The sequence below is a fragment of the Bianquea renquensis genome (assembly GCF_014384895.1).
Classification (GTDB): Bacteria; Bacillota; Clostridia; order Lachnospirales; family Bianqueaceae; genus Bianquea; species Bianquea renquensis.
Window position 1 is genome coordinate 50962 of sequence record NZ_JACRSQ010000009.1, and the last position, 25111, is coordinate 76072.

General features: G+C 50.5%; 21 protein-coding genes. 16 read left to right on the forward strand and 5 right to left on the reverse strand.

Features of this window, described 5'->3' with window-relative positions; genetic code table 11:
* Positions 1-115 precede the first annotated feature (115 nt).
* Positions 116-1948 (forward strand): glutamine--fructose-6-phosphate transaminase (isomerizing), encoded by a 1833-nt coding sequence (glmS, locus tag H8730_RS07725; RefSeq protein WP_177719597.1) that lies wholly within the window; start codon positions 116-118, stop codon positions 1946-1948.
* Between the two features lie 150 nt (positions 1949-2098).
* Here glmS and H8730_RS07730 read toward each other — a convergent pair whose 3' ends face one another.
* Entirely contained in the window at positions 2099-2716 is a 618-nt protein-coding gene (locus H8730_RS07730) for a TetR/AcrR family transcriptional regulator (protein WP_177719598.1), read from the reverse strand.
* A 211-nt stretch (positions 2717-2927) separates the two neighbouring features.
* On the opposite strand from H8730_RS07730, the gene H8730_RS07735 reads away from it, so the two are divergent.
* The 7 genes from H8730_RS07735 to H8730_RS07765 all read left to right on the forward strand — a co-directional run bounded on the left by H8730_RS07735 (position 2928) and on the right by H8730_RS07765 (position 14156).
* Positions 2928-4559, forward strand: a complete 1632-nt coding sequence (locus tag H8730_RS07735) for a MutS-related protein (RefSeq protein WP_177719599.1) — start codon at positions 2928-2930, stop codon at positions 4557-4559.
* The gene (locus H8730_RS07740) at positions 4549-6354 is read left to right on the forward strand and encodes an iron-containing alcohol dehydrogenase (RefSeq protein WP_177719600.1); all 1806 of its coding nucleotides are present in this window, start codon (positions 4549-4551) and stop codon (positions 6352-6354) included. The genes H8730_RS07735 and H8730_RS07740 overlap by 11 nt, the downstream gene beginning before the upstream one ends.
* A gap of 62 nt (positions 6355-6416) precedes the next feature.
* The gene (locus H8730_RS07745) at positions 6417-8774 is read left to right on the forward strand and encodes an ATP-dependent DNA helicase (protein ID WP_177719601.1); all 2358 of its coding nucleotides are present in this window, start codon (positions 6417-6419) and stop codon (positions 8772-8774) included.
* A gap of 3 nt (positions 8775-8777) precedes the next feature.
* On the forward strand, positions 8778-9566 hold the full coding sequence (locus H8730_RS07750) for an MBL fold metallo-hydrolase (RefSeq protein WP_177719602.1): 789 nt from the start codon (positions 8778-8780) through the stop codon (positions 9564-9566).
* A 91-nt stretch (positions 9567-9657) separates the two neighbouring features.
* A complete protein-coding gene (locus H8730_RS07755) occupies positions 9658-10470 on the forward strand; it encodes a DUF6612 family protein (RefSeq protein ID WP_249289632.1) in 813 nt (270 codons plus the stop codon).
* Between the two features lie 203 nt (positions 10471-10673).
* Positions 10674-11912, forward strand: coding sequence for a uroporphyrinogen decarboxylase/cobalamine-independent methonine synthase family protein (locus tag H8730_RS07760; RefSeq protein WP_177714138.1), 1239 nt, complete (start codon positions 10674-10676; stop codon positions 11910-11912).
* Between the two features lie 351 nt (positions 11913-12263).
* Positions 12264-14156 (forward strand): SpoIID/LytB domain-containing protein, encoded by a 1893-nt coding sequence (locus tag H8730_RS07765; RefSeq protein ID WP_177714137.1) that lies wholly within the window; start codon positions 12264-12266, stop codon positions 14154-14156.
* Positions 14157-14263: 107 nt separating this feature from the next.
* On the opposite strand, the gene H8730_RS07770 is transcribed toward H8730_RS07765, so the two are convergent.
* A complete protein-coding gene (locus H8730_RS07770) occupies positions 14264-14668 on the reverse strand; it encodes a putative toxin-antitoxin system toxin component, PIN family (RefSeq protein WP_177714136.1) in 405 nt (134 codons plus the stop codon).
* Entirely contained in the window at positions 14665-14931 is a 267-nt protein-coding gene (locus H8730_RS07775) for an AbrB/MazE/SpoVT family DNA-binding domain-containing protein (RefSeq protein ID WP_177714135.1), read from the reverse strand. Before H8730_RS07775 ends, H8730_RS07770 begins: the two co-directional genes overlap by 4 nt.
* Before the next feature lie 201 nt (positions 14932-15132).
* On the opposite strand from H8730_RS07775, the gene H8730_RS07780 reads away from it, so the two are divergent.
* Positions 15133-15789, forward strand: coding sequence for an SGNH/GDSL hydrolase family protein (locus tag H8730_RS07780; RefSeq protein WP_177714134.1), 657 nt, complete (start codon positions 15133-15135; stop codon positions 15787-15789).
* 196 nt (positions 15790-15985) lie between these two features.
* On the opposite strand, the gene H8730_RS07785 is transcribed toward H8730_RS07780, so the two are convergent.
* On the reverse strand, positions 15986-16810 hold the full coding sequence (locus H8730_RS07785; RefSeq protein ID WP_177714133.1) for a YihY/virulence factor BrkB family protein: 825 nt from the start codon (positions 16808-16810) through the stop codon (positions 15986-15988).
* Positions 16811-17035: 225 nt separating this feature from the next.
* Here H8730_RS07785 and H8730_RS07790 point away from each other — a divergent pair, with 225 nt between their 5' ends.
* The 7 genes from H8730_RS07790 (at position 17036) to metA (ending at position 23520) form a co-directional block, all read left to right on the forward strand.
* The gene (locus H8730_RS07790; protein ID WP_177714140.1) at positions 17036-17689 is read left to right on the forward strand and encodes a response regulator transcription factor; all 654 of its coding nucleotides are present in this window, start codon (positions 17036-17038) and stop codon (positions 17687-17689) included.
* Positions 17690-17696: 7 nt separating this feature from the next.
* Positions 17697-19127, forward strand: a complete 1431-nt coding sequence (locus H8730_RS07795) for a sensor histidine kinase (protein ID WP_177714132.1) — start codon at positions 17697-17699, stop codon at positions 19125-19127.
* Complete coding sequence (locus tag H8730_RS07800; protein WP_249289633.1) at positions 19117-19902, forward strand: hypothetical protein; 786 nt, start codon at positions 19117-19119, stop codon at positions 19900-19902. The genes H8730_RS07795 and H8730_RS07800 overlap by 11 nt, the downstream gene beginning before the upstream one ends.
* Positions 19903-20300: 398 nt before the next feature.
* A complete protein-coding gene (locus H8730_RS07805; RefSeq protein ID WP_177714130.1) occupies positions 20301-21050 on the forward strand; it encodes a methionine ABC transporter ATP-binding protein in 750 nt (249 codons plus the stop codon).
* On the forward strand, positions 21043-21699 hold the full coding sequence (locus H8730_RS07810) for a methionine ABC transporter permease (protein ID WP_177714129.1): 657 nt from the start codon (positions 21043-21045) through the stop codon (positions 21697-21699). The genes H8730_RS07805 and H8730_RS07810 overlap by 8 nt, the downstream gene beginning before the upstream one ends.
* Before the next feature lie 14 nt (positions 21700-21713).
* Positions 21714-22520 (forward strand): MetQ/NlpA family ABC transporter substrate-binding protein, encoded by an 807-nt coding sequence (locus H8730_RS07815; protein ID WP_177714128.1) that lies wholly within the window; start codon positions 21714-21716, stop codon positions 22518-22520.
* Between the two features lie 94 nt (positions 22521-22614).
* On the forward strand, positions 22615-23520 hold the full coding sequence (gene metA / locus H8730_RS07820; protein ID WP_177714127.1) for a homoserine O-acetyltransferase MetA: 906 nt from the start codon (positions 22615-22617) through the stop codon (positions 23518-23520).
* On the opposite strand, the gene H8730_RS07825 is transcribed toward metA, so the two are convergent.
* A complete protein-coding gene (locus tag H8730_RS07825) occupies positions 23517-25061 on the reverse strand; it encodes a putative polysaccharide biosynthesis protein (RefSeq protein ID WP_177714126.1) in 1545 nt (514 codons plus the stop codon). The genes metA and H8730_RS07825 overlap by 4 nt on opposite strands.
* Between the last annotated feature and the right edge of the window lie 50 nt (positions 25062-25111).

Below are 25111 nucleotides of genomic sequence, written 5' to 3' on the forward strand. Positions count from 1 at the left end.
TGGTCTATACCATATCGATAAAAAATTTCAAAACGCCGTCCTTTTTCTTGTTTTTTTTCATATAGTACAGTATACTTAAGTGCGCTTTGGTAAAGATAGCATGGGAGGGACTTGTATGTGTGGAATAATAGGATATATCGGGACTGACAGGGCAACGGATGTGATTTTAGATGGCCTGTCGAGTTTAGAATACCGTGGCTATGACTCGGCGGGAATCGCGATCAATGATAGAGGCCTGCGGATCCGAAAGGCAAAAGGACGGCTTTCGAATCTTCGAGATCAGATCGAGGAGTGCCAATTCCCGGAAGGACATGTGGGAATCGGCCATACCCGCTGGGCAACCCACGGGGAACCATCCGATGTGAACTCTCATCCGCATCTGGATGAAGGGCGTCATATTGCGGTGGTTCACAATGGAATCATCGAAAACTTTAGCGAGTTGCGCGAAGAATTGCAGGCGAAGGGAGTTCATTTCGCTTCCGAGACGGACACGGAGGTGATTCCCAACCTGATGTATCAATACTACCGCCAATGTGGCAACGCCATGGAAGCCATACGACTTGCAGCTGGCGATATGCGGGGCTCCTACGCGCTAGGGGTTATCTTTGCGGATGACGAAGAGCGGCTGTACGCCGTGCGAAAGGATAGCCCTTTGATTCTTGGCAGAGGGGACGGAGAGAACTTTATTGCCTCCGATATCCCTGCCATCCTGCCCTATACGAGAGACATCTATCTATTAAATGACAATGAGATTGCGGTTTTGGGCCGAAAGACCATTGAAATCTACGGGGCCGGCGGAGAAAAAGTGGAGCGGGAGATCTTCCACGTCCATTGGGATGTAAAGGCGGCGGAGAAAAATGGATATGAGCATTTCATGCTCAAAGAGATTTTCGAGCAGCCTGAGGTGGTCAGAGCGACAATTGTGCCAAGACTGTCAATGAACGAGGAACAGGTGAAGTTGGATCGGATTCACATTACAAAGGAGGAGCTGGACAACACGAATCGAATCTATATCGTGGCATGCGGCACGGCCTATCATGCCGGTCTAGTGGGAAAATACCTGCTGGAGAAGATGGCGCGTCTCCCCGTGTGGGCGGAGACGGCATCGGAATTTCGATATCGGGATCCGGTTCTTGACTCTCACAGCCTGGTCATTGTGATCAGCCAATCGGGGGAAACGGCGGATACGCTGGCGGCGCTACGAATGGCAAAGAGGGCCGGCGCACGGGTTATGGCCATTGTGAACGTTGTGGGATCGACCATGGACCGGGAAGCGGAAAACGTCTTGTATACCTGGGCAGGCCCTGAGATTGCCGTGGCTTCAACGAAGGCATACTCTTGTCAGCTGGCGGCCATGTATCTGTTGGTTCTGTATTTGTCCAGGATGCAAGGAACGCTATCCCGCGAAGAGTTTGCGATTCTGCGGCAGGAGCTGTACGCGCTGCCCGAGGAGATCCAGTCAATTCTAGAGCGAGCGGAATCGATCCGCCATATCGTTGCGTCCACAGTACAAAAAAGTGTGTTTTATATCGGCCGCGGACTCGACTATTATGCCAGTATGGAGGGCTCGCTGAAACTGAAAGAGATCGCGTATATCCACAGTGAAGCATATGCGGCGGGGGAGCTGAAGCATGGGCCAATTGCCATGATTGACGGTGATACCTTGGTCATCGGATTGATCACACAGCAGGAGCTGACAGAGAAAACTGTCAGCAATCTAAAGGAAGTCAAGGCCCGTGGTGCAAAGGTCATCTGCATTGCGGAGGAGGGAAATGAGAAGGTGACAGAGGCGGCAGACGAGGTTATCTGGATTCCCAAGAGTCATCCCATGGCTGCGTCGCTGTTGGCCAATATCGTGCAGCAACTATTTGCCTACTATATGGCGGTGAAGCTGGGAAATGACGTAGATAAGCCAAGGAATCTGGCCAAATCTGTGACAGTTGAATAGACTGCACATTGCTACAAAGTAGAACCATGACAGGCGTTGACATGGAGTACAGAAAAAGACGGGCAAGAAGCGATTGCTAATTGCCCGTCTTTTTCCCTATTGGGAGACCTCCCCAAAATTCTATATGATATGAGGGCAGATTGCCATGGCCTATTGCCCCATAATCTTGATCCATCCGGCGGTGTAGAAGTCTCGCATCTCTTTTAGATAGTATTCCGCTTCTTCAAGTGGCATTTCATGTAGAATCAACTCAAAAAATGTGTTAAACATTCCTGTAATCAATATATGCTCTAACCGCTCATCGATAGGCGGCGACGGCCTGCCCAGCTTTTCAAGCACCGCTAAATAATCATGTGTTCCTTTTGTTTCGATCTCAACCATTTCGTCGATGAGTTTTGAAAAACGTGTTCCCTCTGAACGGCAGAGAATGAGCTTAAATTCATTCAAGTGTTCGTAAGCATATAAAAGCATATCGTGCATACATTCACCGGAGATACGGCCAAGATTATCTGGCTGATTCTCAGGCGGTAAATCAGCAAACTCCTGCTGTGCTCTGCAAAAGCAATTCATAAAATAGTCGTATTGTTCACCCACCAATGCTTCAAATAAATCTTCCTTGCTGTTATAGTAACCATAAAATGCACCGGTTGTAACGCCCGCTTTTTGGACAATATTTCGCAAGGAAGCAGACTTGAACCCTTTTTCAAGAAACTCCTGCATAGCCGCCGAAAGAAGTAAGTTTAATGTTGTCTGCTCTGCTTCGCTCATTACGCCATCTCCGCCTATAACACTGTTATATATGACGGTTATATCATACGTCAAAGCAGGCGATTTGTCAATAGAAGAAAAAATTGGCGGGTATTTTTATGACCACAGGAAAAACCGAAAAAAATGATAAACCTCTTGTGTTGTCTGCTAGAATTTGATACAATGAATACGAATGCATAGCTAAGGCGTGAGTGCAAGGGAGGAACGGTATTTGCCAAAGATATTCAAGAAGAGCGTTTTCAAATTTGTTCAATCGCAATGGGGCAAAGAAGATGAGGATACCGATATGGTGTTCGAGGACATGGAAGAATTTTTCGTGGACATGCTCAAGAAGCGAGACTGGATTTTGGATGACCAGACGTGGAATGACATGGATATGAATCGAGTCTTTCGCAAGGTGAATCGGACATTTTCATCGTCAGGCCAGCAGGTGCTGTACAATACGCTGCGGACACTTCAATTTGATGAGGCGGAGCTCAAGAGGCGGGATCGGCTCATTGATTTTTTCCAGCACAATAAAGACGAGCGGGAGAAGTTATCCTGTGTTTTTTATTTCTTAGGAAAAGAGGGCTATGATGGCGCAGCCTCTATTTTATTTAAAGGAATGCCGAGCTTGCCCGATTACGCATCGTGGGCGCCGGTCTTGACGGTCTGCATGATCCTCTCAATTTTGTCGGTTTTCCTGATCGGAGTCAGGGCCTTGATTCCGATTCTGATAATGTTCATCGTCAACACCGTCTTCCACAATAAACTCAACGCCCATACGGAAGCCACCATGCCCGCTATCAAGTACATCGGAAAGATGATCTATGCGGCGAAGGTGATTGAGCAGCTGGGATATCCACAGCTGCAAAAGGACTATAACGAGTTTTTTGGAAAATGTGCGGTCAAGTGCGCGACGATCTTGAAAAAGGCCAGGAGTGTGGGCCTGGGCGGCGGTGATCCTTTCGGACTTTCTGAATATGCGAAGATGTTGTTTCTCTCGGAGGCAAGAGGTTTTTTGCGAGCCCTAAAGCATGTGGAAGAGGATGTGGCGGTCCTGCGCGTTCTATATCGGAAGCTGGGAGAGTTGGATGCATTTCAGTCTGTCGCCTCCTACAGGAGAGGACTGCGAATTTTCTCCAAGCCCAAGTTTGTTGAGGCGGGGCAGTATATTCGCGCTGAGAGCGTCGGGCATCCGCTGCTGAGCAATCCGGTCTATAATTCCATTACCATCGATCACAAGAATATTGTGGTGACCGGTTCTAATATGTCGGGTAAGTCCACCTTTCTTCGCACTGTCGCCATCAATTCTGTTTTTGCCCAGACCATCTACACCACCGTTTCAAAACAGTATGAGACGTCATTTTTCAATGTATTGACATCCATCAGCCCTAGCGATGATCTGCTGGAAGGAAAGAGTTATTATATGGCGGAGGCGGAAGCCCTTCTGCGGATGGTCAATGTCCTGGAGGAAGATCGATGTTCCCTGTTAATCATTGATGAGATTTTTCGGGGGACCAATCCCCTGGAAAGGGTGGCAGCGGCTTCGGCCCTCCTGCAATACTTTGCCAAGCGGAACACATTGGTCATTGTGGCGACCCACGATATGGAGATTACGCAGAATGTGGATGCAGATTACACCAGCTATCATTTTTCTGAGAATGTAACCCGTGACTCCCTTGATTTCGATTATAAGTTGAAGGAAGGACCGCTGACAAAGCCAAATGGCATTCGAATTCTGGAGTATATCGGGTACCCTGAGGAGATCACGGAGAGGGCTTTTGCCAACACAGGGTATGTCTTGAATCCGGAGGATGCTGCTGAGAGTGAGAGAATGGAGTTGAGTCACGATGGAGTCTAGAGAAGAAATCTTTGCAGGGAAGCTCAATGTAGAAATCGATTGCCAGTGCGGACGAAAGCACAAAGCCGCCATCGATCGAATTATCATTGGAAGAGGGGCTTTGGACCATCTTCCAGAGATTATGCAGGAACAGGGGAAGGAGAGCGCCTTCTTGCTGGCGGACGAGACAACGTGGCAGGTAGCGGGCCAGCGCATCGAAGAAATGCTCCGACAGCAATCGCTCCGAACCTATGCCCATGTATATCACCGGGATGGCGTCCTGGAGGCGGACGAGAGAGCGGTGGAGGAGGGGTGTGCAGCTGTGGCACAGCTGGGGGAGAGGCCGTCGGTGCTCATCGCTGTCGGCTCCGGAACGCTCAATGATCTGGGTAAAGCAGTTGCCCATGCGGCGGGATGCCCGCAGTGGGTCGTCGGCACCGCGCCTTCCATGGATGGCTACGCCTCCACCGTGGCAGCTCTCACAAAGAATGATATCAAGATTTCTGAGTACTATGATCCTCCCGCTGTGATCATCGGGGATACACAGATTATGCAGACAGCGCCCCGTTCCATGGTTTTAGCGGGAATCGGGGATATGGCGGCTAAGTACAATGCAATCCTGGAGTGGAGGATCAGCCATCTGGTAAATGGAGAGTACTATTGTGCCTTCATAGCGGATGGCATGCTGGAAACGACGGACCAAGTTATGAGGCTTGCCCTTGAAGCTCCCACAGAGGGACCACTCGCCGACGAGCTGTTAGAGCGGTTGATGGAGGGACTTGTGGCCTCCGGAATCTATATGAGCTATACAGGTTCCTCAAGAGCCGCCTCCGGCGCGGAGCATCATCTGTCTCATTTTTGGGAGATGTGGCTACAGCTGTCAGGAAAACCGCCGATTTTCCACGGCGTCAAAGTTGGGGTGGGGTCGATGATTTTGGATAAGCTCTACCGAGAATTTCTTCCCTATACCATCCCCCAGCAGGAGGCAAAGCGATTCCTGGAACAGTTCGACGAGGAGGCTGACAGGGCGGAGATTGCGGAAGTCTATGGAAAAGCGGCGCCTACGGTTCTGGCCGACTACGATTTTCAGAGGGACGTCCGTTTACAGCGGCTGGAACGCTTAGTCCAGCTAAAACCACAGATCGATGAGGAGATTACCCGCATGTTGCCCCGCCTGGATTTGATGAAACAGGCCATGTTCCATACAGGGGCCACTGTGGATTGGCGGCAGTTGCCAGGTATTACGGCCAAAGTGGTACGGCAGGCGATCCTCCGCGGGAAAGAGATCCGTCCTCAGTATACGATTTTGCAGATGGCACTGGAAACCAGGTTTCCCATGGATGATTTTGTGGATCAGGTCCTTCACGATGGTGCAGGGGGGGAGCAGCGCCAGGATATCCCGATTCTTCAGCCCCGTGAAAGGGAACAGATAGACCTTGAACAGATGGAACAGAAGGTAACGAGTCTTGATAAAATGGAGGAAACGGACATGGAAGACGAGAAAGTGATGGCGGCAGCCGTGGAGACGCAAGAGGAGACCGTCGCGGAGGCGGGTAAGGCTGTTGACGCGATAAAACAGCCGGAGGAGGAAAAGAAGCTGGCAGCGGCAAAGCGGCGAGGACGCCCTAAGAAAGAGGAGGGCGAAGCCAAGCCGAAAGCGGCGGCTAAAAAGACCACCGCGAAGAAAGCGCCGTCCACCAGGAATGCGGCGAGTGCCTCTACAGCAAAGAAAAAAGTGGCAGAAAAGGCAGCGCCCAAAGAGGTAAATCCGCCAGCGCGCCGCAAAAAAGAGGAATTGCCGTATTATTTGTTGTAATAAAAAGTTCGCCGTCAGGCGAACTTTTTATCCTGTAGGGAATTTGGGAAGGAGGAAAGCCGATGGGGGATAAAAAAGAATTGCGGATCCCTGTGCGCCAGATGGTGGAGTTTTTATTCCGCAGTGGCGATATTGCCGGAGGCTTTTCCGGAACCCAGCGGGCGCAGGAAGGAACAAGGATTCATCAGAAGCTCCAGAAGAAAGCGCCGGATGGATATGAGAAGGAAGTGTTTCTGCGCTACCGGATGGAGCTGACGCCGGAGGTGGATATGGTCGTGGAGGGACGGGCCGATGGAATCTTTCAGGAGGAAGGGGTCTGGACTGTGGACGAGATCAAGTCCACCTATCTCTCTCTGGAACGGCTGGCGGTGAACCCGACACATCTGGCGCAGGCTAAGTGCTATGCCTATATGTACGCGCAGCAGCATTCCTTGGAGCGGATGCGGGTGCGGCTTGTCTACTGCCATGTGGAAACGGAGCAGGTGCGAAATTTTGATGATGACTTCTCCTTTTCCGAGTTAGAAGTTTTTTTCCAGGACGCCCTCAAGCAGTATGGAATCTGGCTTATCTGGAGAGAGCGGTGGGAACGGGGGCGCAATGATAGCGCGGCTCAGATATCCTTCCCTTTTTCCGACTTCCGGCCGGGACAGCGCACGATGGCGGCCTATATCTTCAAGGCGATTGCGGAGGGAGAGCGATTATTTTTGCAGGCCCCCACTGGAATCGGGAAAACCATGAGCGCTTTGTTCCCCGCGATTAAGGCATTTGAGCGGGGAAAGGTGGAGCGGATTTTTTATCTGACCGCGAAGAATGTCACGGGACAAGCGGCCCGCAATGCGCTGGAGATTTTGCGGGCGGAGGGATTGAAGGTGAAGTCCATCTCCCTGACGGCCAAGGACAAGCTCTGCCCTATGGAGGAGCGCCTTTGCCATCCAGATATCTGCCCTCGCGCAAAGGGGCATTTTGACCGGATCAATGAGGCCCTGTACGCGGCTTTGGAGGCGGAAGATTGCTTTTCCAAGGAATCCATTTTGAGATGGAGCGAGGCGTATCAAGTCTGCCCCTTTGAGTTTTCCTTGGACTTGTCTCTCTGGGCGGATGTGATCATCTGTGACTATAACTACGCCTTCGATCCCACGGCGTCCCTGAAGCGGTTCTTTCAGGAGGAAAAGAGGGACTATGTTCTGCTGGTGGATGAGGCGCATAATCTTGTGGATCGGGCGAGGGACATGTTCAGCGCTCACATATCAAAGCGGTCCTTTATGGAGTTTCATAAGAAGCTAAAGGCAGACAGCGGGCAGGATCAATTTCAGAGCTTGAAGAGGAGCTTAACCCGGATCAATCAGGATTTTCTGGCGCTGCAGAAGCGGTTTGATGGAGCGGACTATGGAATTGAGGAGGCGCCCGATGAAAAGCTGTACTATGATTGTACTCTTTTCTCTCAGGCCTGTGAGGAGTATCTGCTGGAAAATGGTGCCGCCGCAGGCCAGGAGACCATGGAGCTGTATTTTAATGTCCTGTTTTTTCTGCGGATCTGGGACGTCTATGGAGATGGGTATCTCTGTTATGGGCAGAGGGTAGGCCAGGATTTACTCTTGAAATTGTTTTGTATCCACCCGGCGAAGCAGCTACAGGAGGTGTACGCCGGCGTCCGGAGCGTCGTGTTTTTTTCTGCCACATTCACGCCCATCGAGTACTACAAAGATTTGCTGGGAGGGCAGGGGAGGGACAAGGCAATCGCCCTGGAATCCCCTTTTGACCCAGAGAAAAAGCTTGTTATGATTGCGGACGGAATTCGGGCCACCTATGATGCGAGAGAGCGGACTCGGAGCGAAGTGGTCTCGATGCTCTATCAATTTTATATGGCAAGAGAAGGACATTATATGGTATTCTTTCCCTCGTTTCAATATTTGAACTTGATTTATGAATTTTTCATCGACGCGTATCCGCAGGTGCGAACGGTGCGCCAGGAAAGCGCCATGACCGAAGAGGACAGGGAAGAGTTTCTTTCCTACTTTGCTCTGGAAGAGGGCGCGGTGCTTGGTTTCTGTGTATTGGGCGGCGTCTTTTCTGAGGGAATCGATTTGAAAGGGGATAGGCTGATCGGCGTTGCTGTCGTCAGTGTGGGCCTCCCCCAATTAGGGCTGGAACGAAACCTGATTCAGGACTATATACAGGAACGCAGCGGGCTGGGCTTTCAGTATGCCTATATGTATCCGGGAATCAACAAAATTTTTCAGGCGGCAGGTCGAGTGATACGGACAGAGGAGGATCAGGGGGTGATTTTGCTCATGGATGAGCGCTTTGGACAAAGCCGGTATCGAGATTTATTTCCAAAGGATTGGTTTCCGTGCTATCGGGTCACACCGCGGTCCATAGGGCCGATAGTAAAAGAATTTTGGAAGGGGCAGGGGTGTTAGCGTATGCGATATTGTTCGGTCGCAAGTGGCAGCAACGGAAATTGTCACTACATCGAGAGTGGGGAATATCGAATCCTGGTGGATCTCGGGCTTAGCGCGAGGCAGATCGAGGACGGATTAAAAAGCGTTGGAATCGATCCCGCTTCAATCAATGGGATTTTTGTTACCCACGAGCATTCAGATCATATCCGAGGCATCGGAGTCTGGGCAAGACGCTATAAAGTCCCGATTCTTGCCACCGCCGGAACGTGGAAAGGGATGGAGAGGAGCCTGGGACCTGTATCCGGTGAGTTGGCTGTGACCATCCGGACCGGTAAGGGATACCGGCTGGGCGATATGCGCATTGAAGCGTTCTCTATTTACCACGACGCCAATGAACCTGTCGGATACTGTTTTGAGAGCGGCGGTCGAAAAATAGCGGTGATGACGGATACAGGAATGGTGACATCGGATATGAAGCACAGGCTGATGGACTGTGACCTCGCTGTGGTCGAGAGCAATCACGATGTGGATATGCTGATGCACGGGCGGTATCCATGGCCTTTGAAGAAGCGAATCCGAAGCAATCTGGGGCATCTCTCCAACGAGGATTGTGGCAGTATTCTCGCGGAGGTTTTTGTAGAAAATGCCAGAGGGACATTTTTGTTGGGGCATCTGAGCGAGGAGAACAATCGCCCAGAGCTGGCAATGGAAACGGTCCAGACGATTTTGGAGGAACGCCTGGGAGAGAGAAAGGATTCAGTATTTTTGACAAAAAGGGGAGCGCCTACGGACATGTTTACACTGCCGTAATTTTCCCTGGGCTGGATTTGACATCTGGATAAAAATCATGTAAAATGTCCTTTGGAACACAGTTTGATTCAGTAGAAGGGAGTTTCTTAAAATGAAGAAGATGTATGCGTTACTTCTTGCGGTTATGTTGATCGTTTCCATGACCGCATGCACCAAAGGTGGCGGCGATGTCAAGGCTGATTTGGACAAGATTCAGCAGGCATCGACGAAATCCACGGAGCAGAATGCTTTGGACGCCAAGGTTTCCATGACGATGAAGATGGATGCGGACGGCGAGACCATGGAGATCCCGATCACCATGGACATGAAGATGAAGGCTCTCGATACCGCCCCTCAGATGTACATTACCATGAATATGGAGGCAGAGGGAGAGTCCATCGACATTGCATACTTTAATGATGAAGAGTATCTGTACATGGAAGTAATGGGAATCATGATGAAGTGCCCGATGCCGGAAGGCTATTTTAACAGTGAGAATTTTATGGGGAATACGGCGGAGGATTTGGCGAATACATCCAATTTGACTGAGGAATTGGTCAAATCGGTGAAAACAGAGTCCGTGGATGGCGGTACCAAATATACCATCACCTTTAAGGAGGATCAGCTGTCGAAAATCCTGCAGGATGAAAACGGAGCGCTTTCAGAATTTGCGAGCCTCGCGAACACAGATCTAAGCGGCGTCACGGTGGATGACATAGCGGAGAGCGTATCGGTGAACAAAGATGGATATATGACACAGCTGGCCATGACCTTTAAGATGACCGTGAAGAGCGGCTCGGAGAGTGGCAAGATGGATGTTGCCATGACGCTGGATGTCAACAATCCAGGTCAGGATGTGACCATTACCCTTCCGGATACCTCCGGCGCCGTGGAAGTTACGGCGGAGGAGATGGGACTGGAATAAGAAAATCGGCGAAGGATGCTGCCACAGTGGGATGACAATTGTGCGGCATCCTTTTTTACTCCTATAAAGTCCGCTGGGAGGCGGACGTGATGTAAATTCGTATGTGTATACCAAAAAGAATAAAATTCTACCTTGTACCGGGGAGCGGGATTCGGTATACTGTATATAGAGAAAGATTTATGAAGTATATAGGAGGCTGCTAAATGGACGCGATAACGCCAAGAGAAATACAATATTTGCGGGAGTTGGCTAAGAGACAGATGGAATACGCCCATCTTCCCATTATGGAGGAGCGAAAGCAGTTGTGGTATGATCACAATGCGGTGATGAGGAAAAAGCCAGTGGTGGTCATCGAAGAGCTGTCCTTTCAGCAGGATCTGCTGCCGCCAAGCCAATGTGAAACCCCTCTCGCCAAGGAGTTGGAGTATACAATGCAGATGGCGATTGTCAACCATGAGATGGTGGGGGATGATAAGGTAACGCCAGATTTCTGCAGGCTAAACCGTGCCATTGAGTTTCGGGAATTCGACGAAGACTGGGAGACGATACGGCCGGCAGAGGAATCCATTGCCTATCAGTATGAGCCGATTATCGAGGATCTAGAGGAAGATTTTCCTAAATTGAAACCGTCAGTCTACCGGTATGACCCGGAGGTGGATCGCATTCGCATGGAGATGGCACAGGATGCCATTGGGGATTGTCTTCCTGTGGTGTTTGGAAATAGCTCCCTGGAATGGCACGTCATGCCCAGCAATAAGGCGGAGAAGCTCATGGGATTGGAGACAATGCTCATCGAGATGGCCTCCAATCCGGACGGATATAAGCAGCTGATGGAATTTCTCGTCCAGGATATCCAGCGGTTCCTGGATTGGCAGGAGGCCAATGGCCTGTTGGTGATGAACAACGGAAATACGTATGCAGGTGCTGGCAGTTATGGCTTTACCAACGAGCTTCAGCAGACGGGGGACAAGGTTGTGACGCAGAATCTTTGGGTCAACATGAATTCCCAGGAGAGCTCCACCATCTCACCGCAGATGTATGGCGAGCTGGTCTTTCCCTATTATAAAGAACTGGCGTCCCGCTTTGGATTGGTGTACTACGGGTGCTGTGAGCCGGTGGATGCCATTTGGGAGCCGTACCTTTCCACCCTGCCCAATCTCCGCAAGGTTTCATGCTCTGCGTGGTGTAATGAGGAGATTATGGGAGACGCTCTCCGCAAGGTGCCGGTCATCTATTCCCGAAAACCGAGCCCGAATTTTTTGGGAGTCGGCAAAGATTTGGATGAAGAGGCATTCCGGGACTATATCGCGCATACGCTGCGGGTGGCCAAGGGATGTGAGATCGAATTTATTTTCCGGGATATTTATACGTTGGAAGGAAATCAGGGCAAGGTGAAAAGGGCCGTCCAGATTGTCCGCGATCTCATTGAGACCATGTATTAATCGTCAGCTATGGAGACGGGGTTTCGCTGCTACGTTGAGCAGTGGAACCTTTTTTTTGCGGCCTATACCTGATACGTGCTCAGTTTTTGAAATCGAATCTTAAAAATTCCTTGCCATTTGGCAGAGGGTAGTCAGTTTCATAGAGAAGGCGCTGTGCGATTTGTCCCCGAGAGGCGGCTCCGGGGTTGACTTTTGTGTGGCAGAAACTCTTTGGGGAAATGATACAAGGTATGCATTTTTTTTAGCCTCCGGCCATATATATGGAAAGAAGAAGGACAAGAAAGGATTGTCCCCCTTGTTACTGCTATCTTACAGCAAAAAAGCCGCTGTTGGCGGTGAACGGAGGCTACCATGAAAGTATTTCGCGATATACCAAGACGAGACATTGGACGCCATGCGCCAAAGCCAAGACAATACCGGCCTGCGGCCGACAGGGCGAGATCCTATGATCGATCCAGAAGATCGTATCAGAGGGGGCCGCGCCGCGGGTCAAATGCAGGGGGATCGGGAAAAAGCGTTTACATTTTCGTAGCACTTCTATTGATCATCGCAGGTATCGTCTATATAAAACTCAATGATGCAAAGGGTTCCGAGCAAGGAAGCGATTCAACATCATCAGAATCCGACGAGAGCGGGAACACATCCGAGGTTTCCATCAACACGTCTTTAATTGAGGGAGAAAAGACGTACACGGTCAAAATATATCGAGTCTACGATGGAACGTTGGATACGTCGAAAGGACGATTGCTGCTGGCGGAGGGAGCGAAAGCCTTTACTCCGGAACAACCCGATGGAGGACCTGTAACCAATGCAATTTTAGGAGCGGAGGAGGCGGAGATCTTTACAAACGCGGATGGAAATGTCAGCGCTGTAACGGTATCCGATCTTCCTTCCTTCCCAGAGCGAATCCGAGTCGTGTTACAAAATGCAGAAGGTGGCTACCTCCACGCAAGCGCGGTGATTTCCTGTGATCAGGATTTTTGGGTACAGGCGGGGGAGGAGATCTACCCGCACAGAGCGGGGGAGGCGGTGACCATCTCGCCGGAGGAAAACGCAGATCTCTTAGGAAAGGGACGGTTTATCTTTTGCTCTGCCTCGGAGAATGGCAAATTCACAGTGCAGACATTGACGAAGGGTGACGGGGGAAATCCATCCTACCGGGGAAATCTGGAAGTCGCCTTGGAGGAGGGAGGGTATACCCTGGTCAATGAGGTGTTTTTTGAGCAGTATTTGTACGCGGTTATCCCGTCAGAGATGCCGACGGGGTACGGAGTCGAGGCGGCGAAAGTGCAGGCCGTATGTTCCCGCAGTTATGCCTATAACCAGTGGAAGGGGTCGGAGAGGTATGCGCAGTACGGAGCGCATGTGGATGATTCCGTCAGCTGTCAGGTGTATAACAGCGTGGCAGAAAATGAAACTTCTATCGCGGGGGTGGAGGCGACCCGTGGAATGCTGTTGCTCTTTGAACAAACGCCGGTCTCCGCGAATTTCTTCTCGACCTCCTGTGGGCATACGGCCAGCGCCGGCGATGTGTGGGCAAACACAGCAACAGAAGAATTTCCGACGGCGTCGGCCGCATATCTGATAGGGCAACCTCAGTACACAGAAGGCGACTATGGCGATCTAAGCCAGGAAGACGCCTTTCACGAGTTTATAAAGAACATGGACGTCAACGCCTATGATAAGGAGAGCCCGTGGTTCCGGTGGAATGTGACCATGACCCAGGCACAGCTTCAGGCGTCGGTGGAAGCGGCCCTCGGCTCTCTGTCCGAATCCCGGCCATACTTAATCAAAACCCTGAAAGGGGATGTGTTTGAAAGTGAACCTGTCACATCCGTGGGTGTTTTGCAGGATATATATGCCTACTCCAGAGCGGAAAGCGGCATCATAACCGAGCTTCTCATTGTGGGAAGCGATCGGACAGTCAAGATCGGGGGGGAAAATAGCATCCGAACGATTTTAGCGCCGGTGGACCGAAATGGAGGCGAGATCGCACTAAACCGAAAGGACGGAAGCGCAGTCAACAACTATTCCTTGCTTCCCAGCGCTTTTTTTACCATGGAAAAAACGAAGAATACAGAAGGCGCCCTGGTCAGCATTATGTTTTACGGCGGCGGCAATGGCCACGGTGTCGGGATGAGTCAGGAAGGGGTGAAGGGGATGATCGATGCGGGGATCTCGTGGGACGAGATTTTAAAACATTTCTATCCCGGTGTCGAAATGGGCTTTCTGAATCTTTCATGATCCATAGGTTAAATCAGATAAGGAGAAAAGATGTTATAAAGGCAGGAGTATATATTTTTTCTCCTGCCTTTCCTAATCTCGTTAATAAAGTATCATATTGCCATGAATCAATCTGGCAGATATTTTTCGCAAAAATCTCTTGCTGTAACAATCTGGATATTTTCATATTGTTTAATTACAAGGAGATCTTTATCGCCGCTGACTATATATAGAGCGTTAGAATCTTTTGCGCATTCCAAAAATTTGTCATCCTCCGGGTCACGGCATATTTCAATATAAGAAATGGGTTCAAAAATTTCCATAACCTCAATCAGCGGAACAAGGATTGCCCTGTTAATATGCCCTTTCTTTCGAACAATCATCTCTTGTACAACTTCTTCATATTCATTAACGATTTCAGTCGTAGCGCAAGCCGTCATTTTTCTATTGACAATAGCGCTAAGGATTTTTCTGGGAAATCCACCAAAAAAAACGCCAGAGATCAGGACATTTGTATCCACCACAATTCTCATATCCTTTTCTTCCTTCTTGTAGACTTAATAATATCATCGACATCGCTTTCAGTATAACCGACAGAAGCTGCCCATTTCTGTGCTTCATCCAGCGACTCTTCAAATTCTTCTGCGGAAGGAAGTTTTAACGTCTTAAGCATGATGACATCTCCTGAAGTATATGCTACCAGTTTATCCCCGGCATTAATCGACAGCAGATTACGGATGGCAACAGGTAGAGAAATTTGGCCTTTGGAAGAAACGGTTAATATTTGCATACCCATTTGAACAGTCTCCTTTCAAGTAAGAATTTCTTACTTATATTATGCCACATCACGCCCATCTATGCAAGTAATTTATGAATATTTCTTTTCTCCCTATCTGATTTAACCTATCTCGCCGAAACTAAGAAAAATGGTTGACTTTTTATTTTTTTCCGCTACAATAGAAGGGATGGAAACGCTATCGCGGAATGGAGGATACAAATGCGGATCGAAACAAATGATGTATTGGTTTTGCAGGGAGACTCAACCACAGACTGTGGACGGGCGAGACCCTATGGCGAGGGGTGGGGTTCCCTTGGCAATGGCTACGCGCAGAATGTGGGGGCGCTTCTGGACGGCGTGTACCCGGAACGCCACATCCGGGTGATAAATATGGGAGTTAGCGGCAATACAAGCCGGGATCTGAGAGCCCGCTGGGAAGAGGACACCATGGCGCTAAAGCCCAATTGGGTGACCATCATGATCGGGATCAACGATATATGGAGACAGTATGATCGCCCCCTGCACAAAGAGCAGCATGTTTATGTGGATGAGTACGAGGCCAACCTTCGGGCCATCATTGAGAGGACGCTACCGGATGTAAAGGGGTTGGTGCTCATGACGCCCTTCTATATGGAGCAATACCGGAAAGACGCAATGCGCGCCAGCACGGACCAGTACGGCGCTGTGGTCAAGCGGCTGTCGGAGGAGTACGGCGTGCTGCTTGCCGATACGCAGGCGGCCATGGACGTATATTTTCAACAGTATGACCCCATTTCCATGTCGTGGGACCGGGTCCATCCCAACCATGTGGGCAGTATGATTCTGACGAGATGCCTGCTGGAGGCGCTGGAGTTTGACTGGCGGAAAGGCCTGTAACAGCTGAGTTCTGTTGGAGTAAGGCGTTTCGCGCATAAGTTTGGAACGTATCTTCAATACATGTTTCGGAGAGGTGAACTGCACCCCACGGATTCGATCGTCTATCGCGACGCCGGATCCGTGGGGTGCAGTGCGTTACATTCAGAGGTATCGGGATCGATCTTTTTGGCTGTGGTGTCAGCTGCAAGGCGATCGATCATGGCTTCTCGTCCATCTCGTACAACACAGCGTTTAACTCGACGCCCAGCATGAGGATATTGCTGATGAAATACAGCCATAAAAGGATGACGATAATGCCGGAGATGCTGCCATACAGGGCGGAATAATTGGCGAAACGGCCCACGTAAAATGAAAACAGCTGACTGACCAGGAAGCTGGCGACTGTGGCAAATAAAGCGCCGACAAAGACATTGCGAAATTTCAGGGGCTTGTTGGGGATCGCCCGGTAGAGCAGAAGATACGTCACAAGCATGAATAGCACAGGTGTTAAATACCGAAAGAGATTCCATATCCAAATGTACAGTTGATTCAAGCGAAGGTACGAGAAGAGAAGCTGACCAAACCAGTCTCCGAAGAATACAAGGACGAGAAAGAGCACGATCATAATGGCAAAGGAGATGGTATAAAAAAAGGAGAGCAAAAATTTGACTACGAGAGAGCGAGATTCGCGGGTCCGATAGCACATTTGCATGCCTGTCATAATAGCGCGGACGCCGCGGGATGCAGACCATATGATGACGACGATGTAGAGTGACAGAGAGTTATTGACAAGCCTGATCTCAGAAAAAACGGTCTCAATCACATCGATGGCCGCGCTGGGGATTACATAGCTGCTGCGAAGCATGTCGAAGATGGATTCCAGATCAAAGGATGCGAAATCCAAGCGGGATAAAATGTTTGTCAAAAGAAGAAGAAAAGGGAAGAGCGAAAGCACAATGTAGAATGTAATCTGCGCTGCGTATGCCGTGATGTCGTCGTGTCGAAGGCGGCGAAACATGCGCAGCAACAATTCCTTGAACAAGGCAGGCCCTCCTTTCTTATTTCCAAGCGTACTCTATTGTATTCAAAAGGAAAATAGAGTAGAATACTGGATAGAATACGTTTGCAGATGTATTATAAGTATATCATTTTTTTGGAAATCGTCAATAAAATTCTGCCTGTTTTATCCCTATTTTGTCCGCAGGATACAAAAATGATACATTTTGAGGGTAGGATAGGCGTAAGAATGAGGGTGAATGGGGAAATCATGACACGGATTTTTATTGTTGAAGATGAAAAACCCATCGCAGACTTGATCAAAATGAATTTAACCAATAAGGGATATCTCTGCGAGGTGGTTCATGACGGAAAACAGGCGGCAGACATACTGGAGCGCAAGCGGTACGATCTGATTCTTCTGGATATTATGCTGCCTGGATATAATGGATACGAATTGATGGAGTATATTCGGACACTGGAGATGCCGGTGATTTTTATTACAGCCAAAGGGTCTGTGGAGGAGCGGGTCAAGGGGCTTAACCTGGGAGCTGAGGATTACCTGGTCAAGCCCTTCGCCGTCGTGGAGTTGCTTGCCAGGGTCGAGGTCGTGCTCAGGCGGTACCATAAGAGCGAGCGAATCATTACCTTTGAGGACGTGACCATCGACACGGCTTCCAGAATCGTTCAGAAAGCAGGCCGCCCCGTGGCGCTAACAATGAAGGAATATCAGCTGTTGCTGCTGTTCGTTCAAAATCGGAACATTGCCTTATTCCGGGAAGTGATATTTGAGCGTGTGTGGGAGAGCGAATATATAGGGGACAGCCGTACAGTGGACTTGCATGTGCAGCGCCTGCGAAAGAAAATGGGCTGGGAGCATAAAATCCGCTCGGTCTATAAAGTCGGTTACCGGTTGGAAGGATGATCCGAATATGCGGTTTACTTGGAAACTTTTTGTCACGATCCTGTGCATCGTCGCCATCTCCCTGTCAGCGAGCGGATATTACCTGGTGGAGGATAGCTTCACAACGACCATGGAGCGGGAGGTCAAGCGATCCTTTGAGGACCTGATTTTTATTCGCTTTTCCTATGAGACAGCGGCGGCCAATACGCCTGGACGGGAGCTGAGCGATGACAAGATCGAGGGCATCGGCAGCAAATTAAAAGAAAGCGGGCTTCCCCACTCCTATTCGTTCTGGATTCGGGGAACGAATGGGGAGGTTTTATTTCAAAGCTCCTCCGATGAACAGGACCTGATCTCTCTGGAGGGTTTGCAGGGGGGGAGCGGCCGCTACCGGGTCGTGCGGAAAGAGGCACGATATCGGATTGATATAGCCTGCCAGGTGACGGCGGGGGAGAGGGCCGTATATCTAGAGTTGAGCCGCGACATCTCCGATATCTTTTTGGCAAGGCACCGGCAGATGGAGGTCCTGGTGCAGCTCACAGGGGTGATTCTATCCCTTAGCGCCATTTTGATCTGGCTGCTCTCCTATTTTTTGACGCGACCCATTCGCAAACTTTCGATCGGAACACGAGAGATTGCCAGGGGGGACTATGCTAAGCGGGTGCTTGTCCGGGGACACAATGAGGTGTCAGAGCTGGCCCAGGATTTTAATCGGATGGCCCAAGCCGTGGAGGAAAAAATCCTGTCATTGGAGGAGGCGGCGCACCGGCAGGAGGAGTTTACCGCTAATTTTGCCCATGAGCTCAAGACGCCTTTGACTTCCATCATCGGATATGCGGACATGCTCAGGTCCAGCCCCTTGTCCCAGGAAGAGCAGCTCGTCTGTGCAAATTATATCTTTGGGGAGGGAAAGCGCCTGGAAGCGCTGTCCTTTAAGCTGTTGGACTTATTTGTTTTGCGCCGCGGCGACTTTTCAAAAAGACGTGTTGAGGCAGAGTGGCTGTTGCAGTCAGTCTGCAACATCTATCGCCCCGCAGGCGATCAAGCGGGCGTTGTGCTCCGCGTCTCCGCTCAAGAAGCCGCGTTGCATGTGGAGCCGGATCTGATCAAAACGCTGCTGCTCAATCTGGTCGATAATGCCAGGAAGGCTTCCCAGCCGGAACAAACCATAACAATCGAAGGCCGGGTTTCGGGGGGACGGTATCGAGTTGAAGTGCGGGATGAAGGGCGCGGAATGGAAGAGACGGAACTTGGGCGAATCCAGGAGCCCTTTTATATGGTGGACAAGTCAAGGGCGCGGCAACAGCATGGAGCAGGCCTAGGGCTATCGCTGTGCCGGGAGATCGCGCGGTTTCATGATACCGATTTATCTTTTTGGAGTCAGGTGGGAAAGGGTACAAGAGTATGGCTGGAATTGGAGATCGATGTTGGAGAGGAGCCAGGTGAGTATGAAGGGTAGCGGTGTGATTCGGTATGGGCTGTCTGGTATGCTGCTGGCTGCTGTCATCGCCACATCCATATGGCTTCCCTGGTCTATGATGCAGAAGGCGGAGGATGCGCTGGTCGGCCGTATGTATGAAGAGAGTTTCAATCCGGCGGATGGGGGATATAAATACAGCGTCACGGCGGAAGAAAAGCGGCGGCTCTTTACCTATCTCGGCAGGGAGGGCGTGGCTTTGTTTTCCGATCCGACGGAGAAGACCCAGCTGACGCTGGAGCGAGCCCTTGACGCCTGTAAGAGGGAACTGGATACATGGGTGGAGCTAGGCATTCTGCCTGAGTATTTTGCCCACATGAAATATGAGGTCTCTCCACAGTTCTTGACAATCTATGACCCGGATACTCCAGCGCTCAGCTATGATTTTTGGTTTTTTATACTGTATATCTATGATTTCGGGGAGGGAAACGATGAATACGATTTCCTGAATTTCCCTAATATCTTGGTCTATCTGGACGGGTACACAGGCGCCATCTGTGATTTTTCCCTTTACTTTGACCAGCCTGATTGGAAGTTTATGGGTGGGGAAGAGTGGAGTATAGAAAACGCGATGAAGGCCTTTGGCGAGTACCACGGCGTTGAGATTGACAAGATTGGCATCCAGAATATAGAGTACGGTGACTTTACCTTTGTCCAATATAAAGCCACACTGCGGTATGAGGATGTGTGGATCCTGGGCAATGTGGTAGAAGATTGGGGAATGCATCTGGGGTGGGCACTTGAAGAGGGTGGATAATCCGGGGATTGAAACTTGTAGATTTCAAATTCGAAACTTGACAAATAGCGTGATGGCTGATATAATGGAAGCTACAAAAAGAAGCAATGAAGAGAAGAGTAGGCGCTGAGATGACCTGGCAGAGAGCTTCCGACACGGTGAAAGGAAGCAGGTGTGGCAGCGCTGAAGATGGCCTCTGAGCCGCGCGGTTGAGACTTTTGTGTTGAGACGGCGACGGGACCGCCCGTTATAGCGGCAGGGTATAAAGCTGGCGTTTCTACGCCTCGCCGGTTCGTACCTGATGAGGCGTCTGCTGTGAGGCAGGCGCGAATCCAAGGTGGTAACACGAAGCGTTCGCTCTCGTCCTCGGCTGTGATAGGGGATGGGAGTTTTTTATTTTCCGGAAAGGATGTGGAACCATGATTCGTACAGAGGGCCTGACGAAAGTGTATGAGAGCAAAAGCGGCAGGCAGGAAGCCTTGCAGGATGTCTCGATTCATGTGGACAAAGGCGATATATTCGGTATTATCGGAATGAGCGGGGCGGGAAAGAGCACACTTTTGCGCTTGATCGGTATGCTGGAGCAGCCGACGAGCGGCAAGGTCTGGATCCAGGGACAGGATGTGTCAATGTTAACGCAAGGGCAACAAAAAGAGCAGCGAAAAAAGTTGGGGATCGTCTTCCAGGGCTATAATCTTTTGATGCAAAAGACGGTCCGGGAGAATGTAGAATTTCCCCTGCGGCTTTCCAAAACGCCTAGAACCCAAAGGCGAGAGAGGGCGCAGGAACTGTTGAAAGTCGTCGGATTGGGGGATCGGGAGGGAGCATATCCCGCCCAGCTCTCAGGCGGTCAGAAACAGCGGGTCGCCATTGCCAGGGCATTAGCGCCCAATCCTGAGCTATTGCTTCTGGACGAGCCAACCAGCGCGCTGGATAGCTTCACGACGGCATCCATCCTAGAACTCCTACAGGATTTGAACAAGCGAATGGGCATTACCATCGTCATCATTACCCATGAGATCGGCGTGGTGGAGCGAGTGTGTAACAAGACGGCGGTTCTGGATTTAAGCCGCGTGGCGGAGCAGGGATATACCAGCGAAGTCATGGCGAATCCCAGAGCCGAGGCGACGAGACGCCTACTTGGATTGGGAGGTGGATTTCATGGTTGACTATATTCCAATCCTTGCTAAAGGGACGCTGGAGACTCTCTACATGACGGTCATGTCCACGCTCTTCTCCTATTTGTTTGGGCTTCCCCTGGGCGTCTGGGTTTACATAACGCAGAAGGGCAATCTGCGGCCCAATCGCGGGCTGAATATGATACTGTCCTGGATCGTTAACATCGGCCGGTCGATTCCCTTTATTATACTCATCGTAGCCCTCATTCCCTTCACTCGTCTGATCGTAGGGACGGCCATTGGCCCGACAGCGGCCATTGTGCCGCTGATCGTGGCGGCAATTCCCTTTGTGGCGCGGATGGTGGAAAGTTCTCTGGAGGAACTGGACCGGGGCGTGATTGAGGCGGCCAAGGCCATGGGGGCCTCGGACCTCCAGATTATTCTGCATGTATGCCTTCCCGAGGCGGTTCCGTCCATCATCCGTGGAGTTTCCATCACGGCCATTACCCTGGTGGGGTATTCGGCGATGGCAGGAGCCGTCGGAGGGAGAGGCCTGGGAGACATCGCCATCCGCTACGGCTATCAGCGGTATCAGGGCGATGTCATGTGGATAACGGTAGTTTTGTTGGTCATTATCGTGGCCATGATACAGTTTGCGTTTAACACCCTGGCGAGGGTGATTGATAAACGAAATAAATAGAGGAGGATTTTGCTATGAAGAAACTATGGTATATTGCACTTGCGCTGCTGTTGGCCGTCAGCCTGCCGGGCTGCGGCTCAAAGAAAGAAGACAAGACGATCAAAGTCGGGGCCTCGGCGTCTCCCCATGCGGAGATCTTAGAAGCTGCCAAACCTCTCCTGGAGAAGGAAGGCTACACCCTTGAGATCGTGGAATTCTCAGATTACGTTCTGCCCAATGAATCCCTGAACAACAAGGAGTTGGACGCCAACTACTTCCAACATGAACCCTATATGCAGGATTTCAATGAGAAGAAGAATGGAAAGCTCCTAGCTGCCGCTTACATCCACTTTGAGCCCATGAGCGCCTACTCCAAATCCATATCAAAGCTGGATGAGCTCAAGGATGGCGATACAGTGGCAATCCCCAATGATACGACCAACGAGGCTAGAGCCCTGAATCTGCTTCAGGCCCAGGGATTGATCAAGCTAAAGGAGGGAGTTGGACTGGAAGCGACCCCGCTGGATATCGTGGAGAATCTGAAGAATCTCCAATTCTCCGAATTAGCGGCGGAACAACTGCCTCGAGCCTTGGACGATGCGGCCATGGCCGTGATCAATTCAAATTATGCACTCTCGGGGAATGTGATCTCCTACATGTTGGAGGGGGTACAGGAGGATCGGGGGTCCGATCTGGCCAAACAGTATACAAACGTCATCGCGGTGTACAGCGGCACAGAGAATTCGGAGAAGATCCAGGCGCTGATCAAAGCAGTGGAGAGCGATGAAGTCCGAGACTTTATTGAGACCAAATACGGCGGAGCTGTAATCCCTATGTTTTAAATGTGGAGTGGAATCTCCCTTGTTGGCAGTAAGGGGGGTTCCATTGCCATCTTAGTCAAGTCCGGACCTGAATCCATAGAAAGGATGCAATGCCATGCCAATTAAAGTGCCAAATAATCTGCCGGCTGCCCAGATCTTGATGAAGGAACAGATCTTCATTATGCCGGAGGAACGGGCGATTCATCAGGATATTCGGGAACTGCGCATCGCCATTCTAAATTTGATGCCCTTGAAACAGCAGACGGAAGTGCAGCTCCTGAAGCTAATCGCCAATTCACCTTTGCAGGTGGAGGTTACGCTCCTAGCCATCTCGTCCTATGAGGCCAAGAATACGTCGAAAGAATACCTCCTGACCTTTTATAAAACCTTTGACGAAGTGAAGGATCAAAAATTTGACGGCGTGATTATCACCGGTGCGCCTGTGGAGATGATGGAATTCGAGGATGTGGCGTATTGGCCGGAGCTGTGCAGGATCATGGAGTGGACGAAGACCCACGTCACGTCAACCCTCCACATCTGCTGGGGGGCCCAGGCCGGCCTGTATTATCATTATGGTATCCCCAAAAAACAGCTGCCGGAAAAGATGTTTGGAGTCTTTCGCCACAAAAGAATTCATGAAAATTTCAATCTGATCCGAGGATTTGATGATGAGTTTTTAGCACCCCACTCGAGACATACCTACACGCCCCTGGAAGAGATGGAAAAACATCCGGAGCTGCTTATACTCTGTACGTCCCAGGAGGCGGGGCTGTATCTGGCCTCGTCTCTGGATGGGAAGCAAATCTTCGTAACAGGACATTCTGAATACGATTCCTATACGCTAAAGGATGAGTATTTCCGGGACCTGGACAAAGGCCTGCCTATCGCCATGCCCAAAAATTATTTTCCCGATGATGACTGCCACAAAACTCCCATCAAAACATGGCGGAGTCACGCCAATCTCCTATTTTCCAACTGGCTCAATTACTACGTGTATCAGGAGACCCCTTACGAATTTTAGTGGATCATTTTTTTGATCTCCTGCATATCATTTTTGGAGAGGGCCGATGTGCCCAGAACGCCGAGGAAGTAGAGGAGCGAGCAGACAAGTCCTAGCAGCAATATGGAGACCGGCAGAGAAAAATGCGGGTAGATGAGATGGCTGCCAAGAAAGACGCTGACGAGGATCGAGGCGGCCGCGGCTAAAAGCGGTTTGAAGAAAATTTGGTTGAAGGAAAGGCGCATGTTGGCAGTCGATAGGAGTTTGCGCAGATTTAGAATGGACGCCAGAATGCTGCTGAGAAACATGCCGGCGATAAAGGCGTTGAAGCCATACTGAGGCACGAAGTATAGAAGGATCAGGATTCGCAGGGCATCGCTAATCAGATTGTGGAGAAATGAATAATTGTGGAGCCCCAATCCGTTGAGCAGGCCACCGAGAGTGGATTGTAGATAGAGGAAGGGGCATAAAAATGAGAGAATGAACAGAAGATTGCCCACAGTGGGCTGATGATAGAGAAAAAGACCGAGGGGACGTCCCAAGGTGGCGAAGAGCGCCGTGAACAGGAAAGCGATCAAAAAAGTGAAGCGCAGGGATTTGGAAATCGCGGATTGAATCCGGTGGTTGTTGGATACGGCTTGTGCCTGGGCGACCATGGGCAGGAGATTCATGGACAGGGCGCTGGTCAGAAGCGAAGGGAATGTGATGATCGGCATTGCCATACCGCTGAACTCACCGAAGAGGCTGAGAGACTGCGATGCGTCCAGGCCATACCGCTTTAGGGCTGAGGGGATCATAATGTTTTCAAAGCTGGATAGAACCTGGGAGATGGCGCGGTTCGCTGTCAATGGAATCGCCATAGCCAACAGAGATGTTATGAGGGCAAGAGTCGCCTTGCGCTGTCCCTCCATGGCGGAGGCGCGATTTTTTTTGCGCTCCCAGGAATAGGCGCAGGAGGCGTATAGACAGGATACGGTGTCGCCGGCCACGGTTCCGATGACGGCCATCTTACACATGGCTTCCAGCCCTTTGGGAACCATGAGCGGCGCGATAAAAAAGATGACCAGCATTCTCGACACCTGCTCGAGGACCTGGTCGATGGCGGGGACAGTCATTTTTTGAATACCATAAAAATAAGCTTTAATACAGGAAGAGGTCACGCAGAAGGGCAGCGCCAGACTGACGATTCGAATCGAGGAGGCGGTGCGGTTATCATGGAGAAAGTGAACGGCGATAAAATCCGCCTGGGTTATCAGAAGCCCCACAAAGAGCAGGCTGGATATGGCGGCCATAGAACAGCCGACCAAGAGAATCCGGGACATGTTGCGATCATTTCGGTTGGCCTTTTCAGCGGCCACCAGTTTGGATATGGCGAGATAGATGCCCGATGCACAGAAGGTATAGGCAAGGAAATAGACCGGAGAGATGAGTTGAAAAAGTCCCATACCCTCCGATCCCATAATATTGGATATGTAGATGCGGTACAGAAATCCAAGGAGCCGGGAAATGAGGCCAGCGGCTACAAGAATCAGGGTTCCAGTGAGAAATGAGTTTTTTCGCATGTGGTGTCCTGCTTTCAAAAGTCTGGTACCATCCTATTCCAAAACGTACC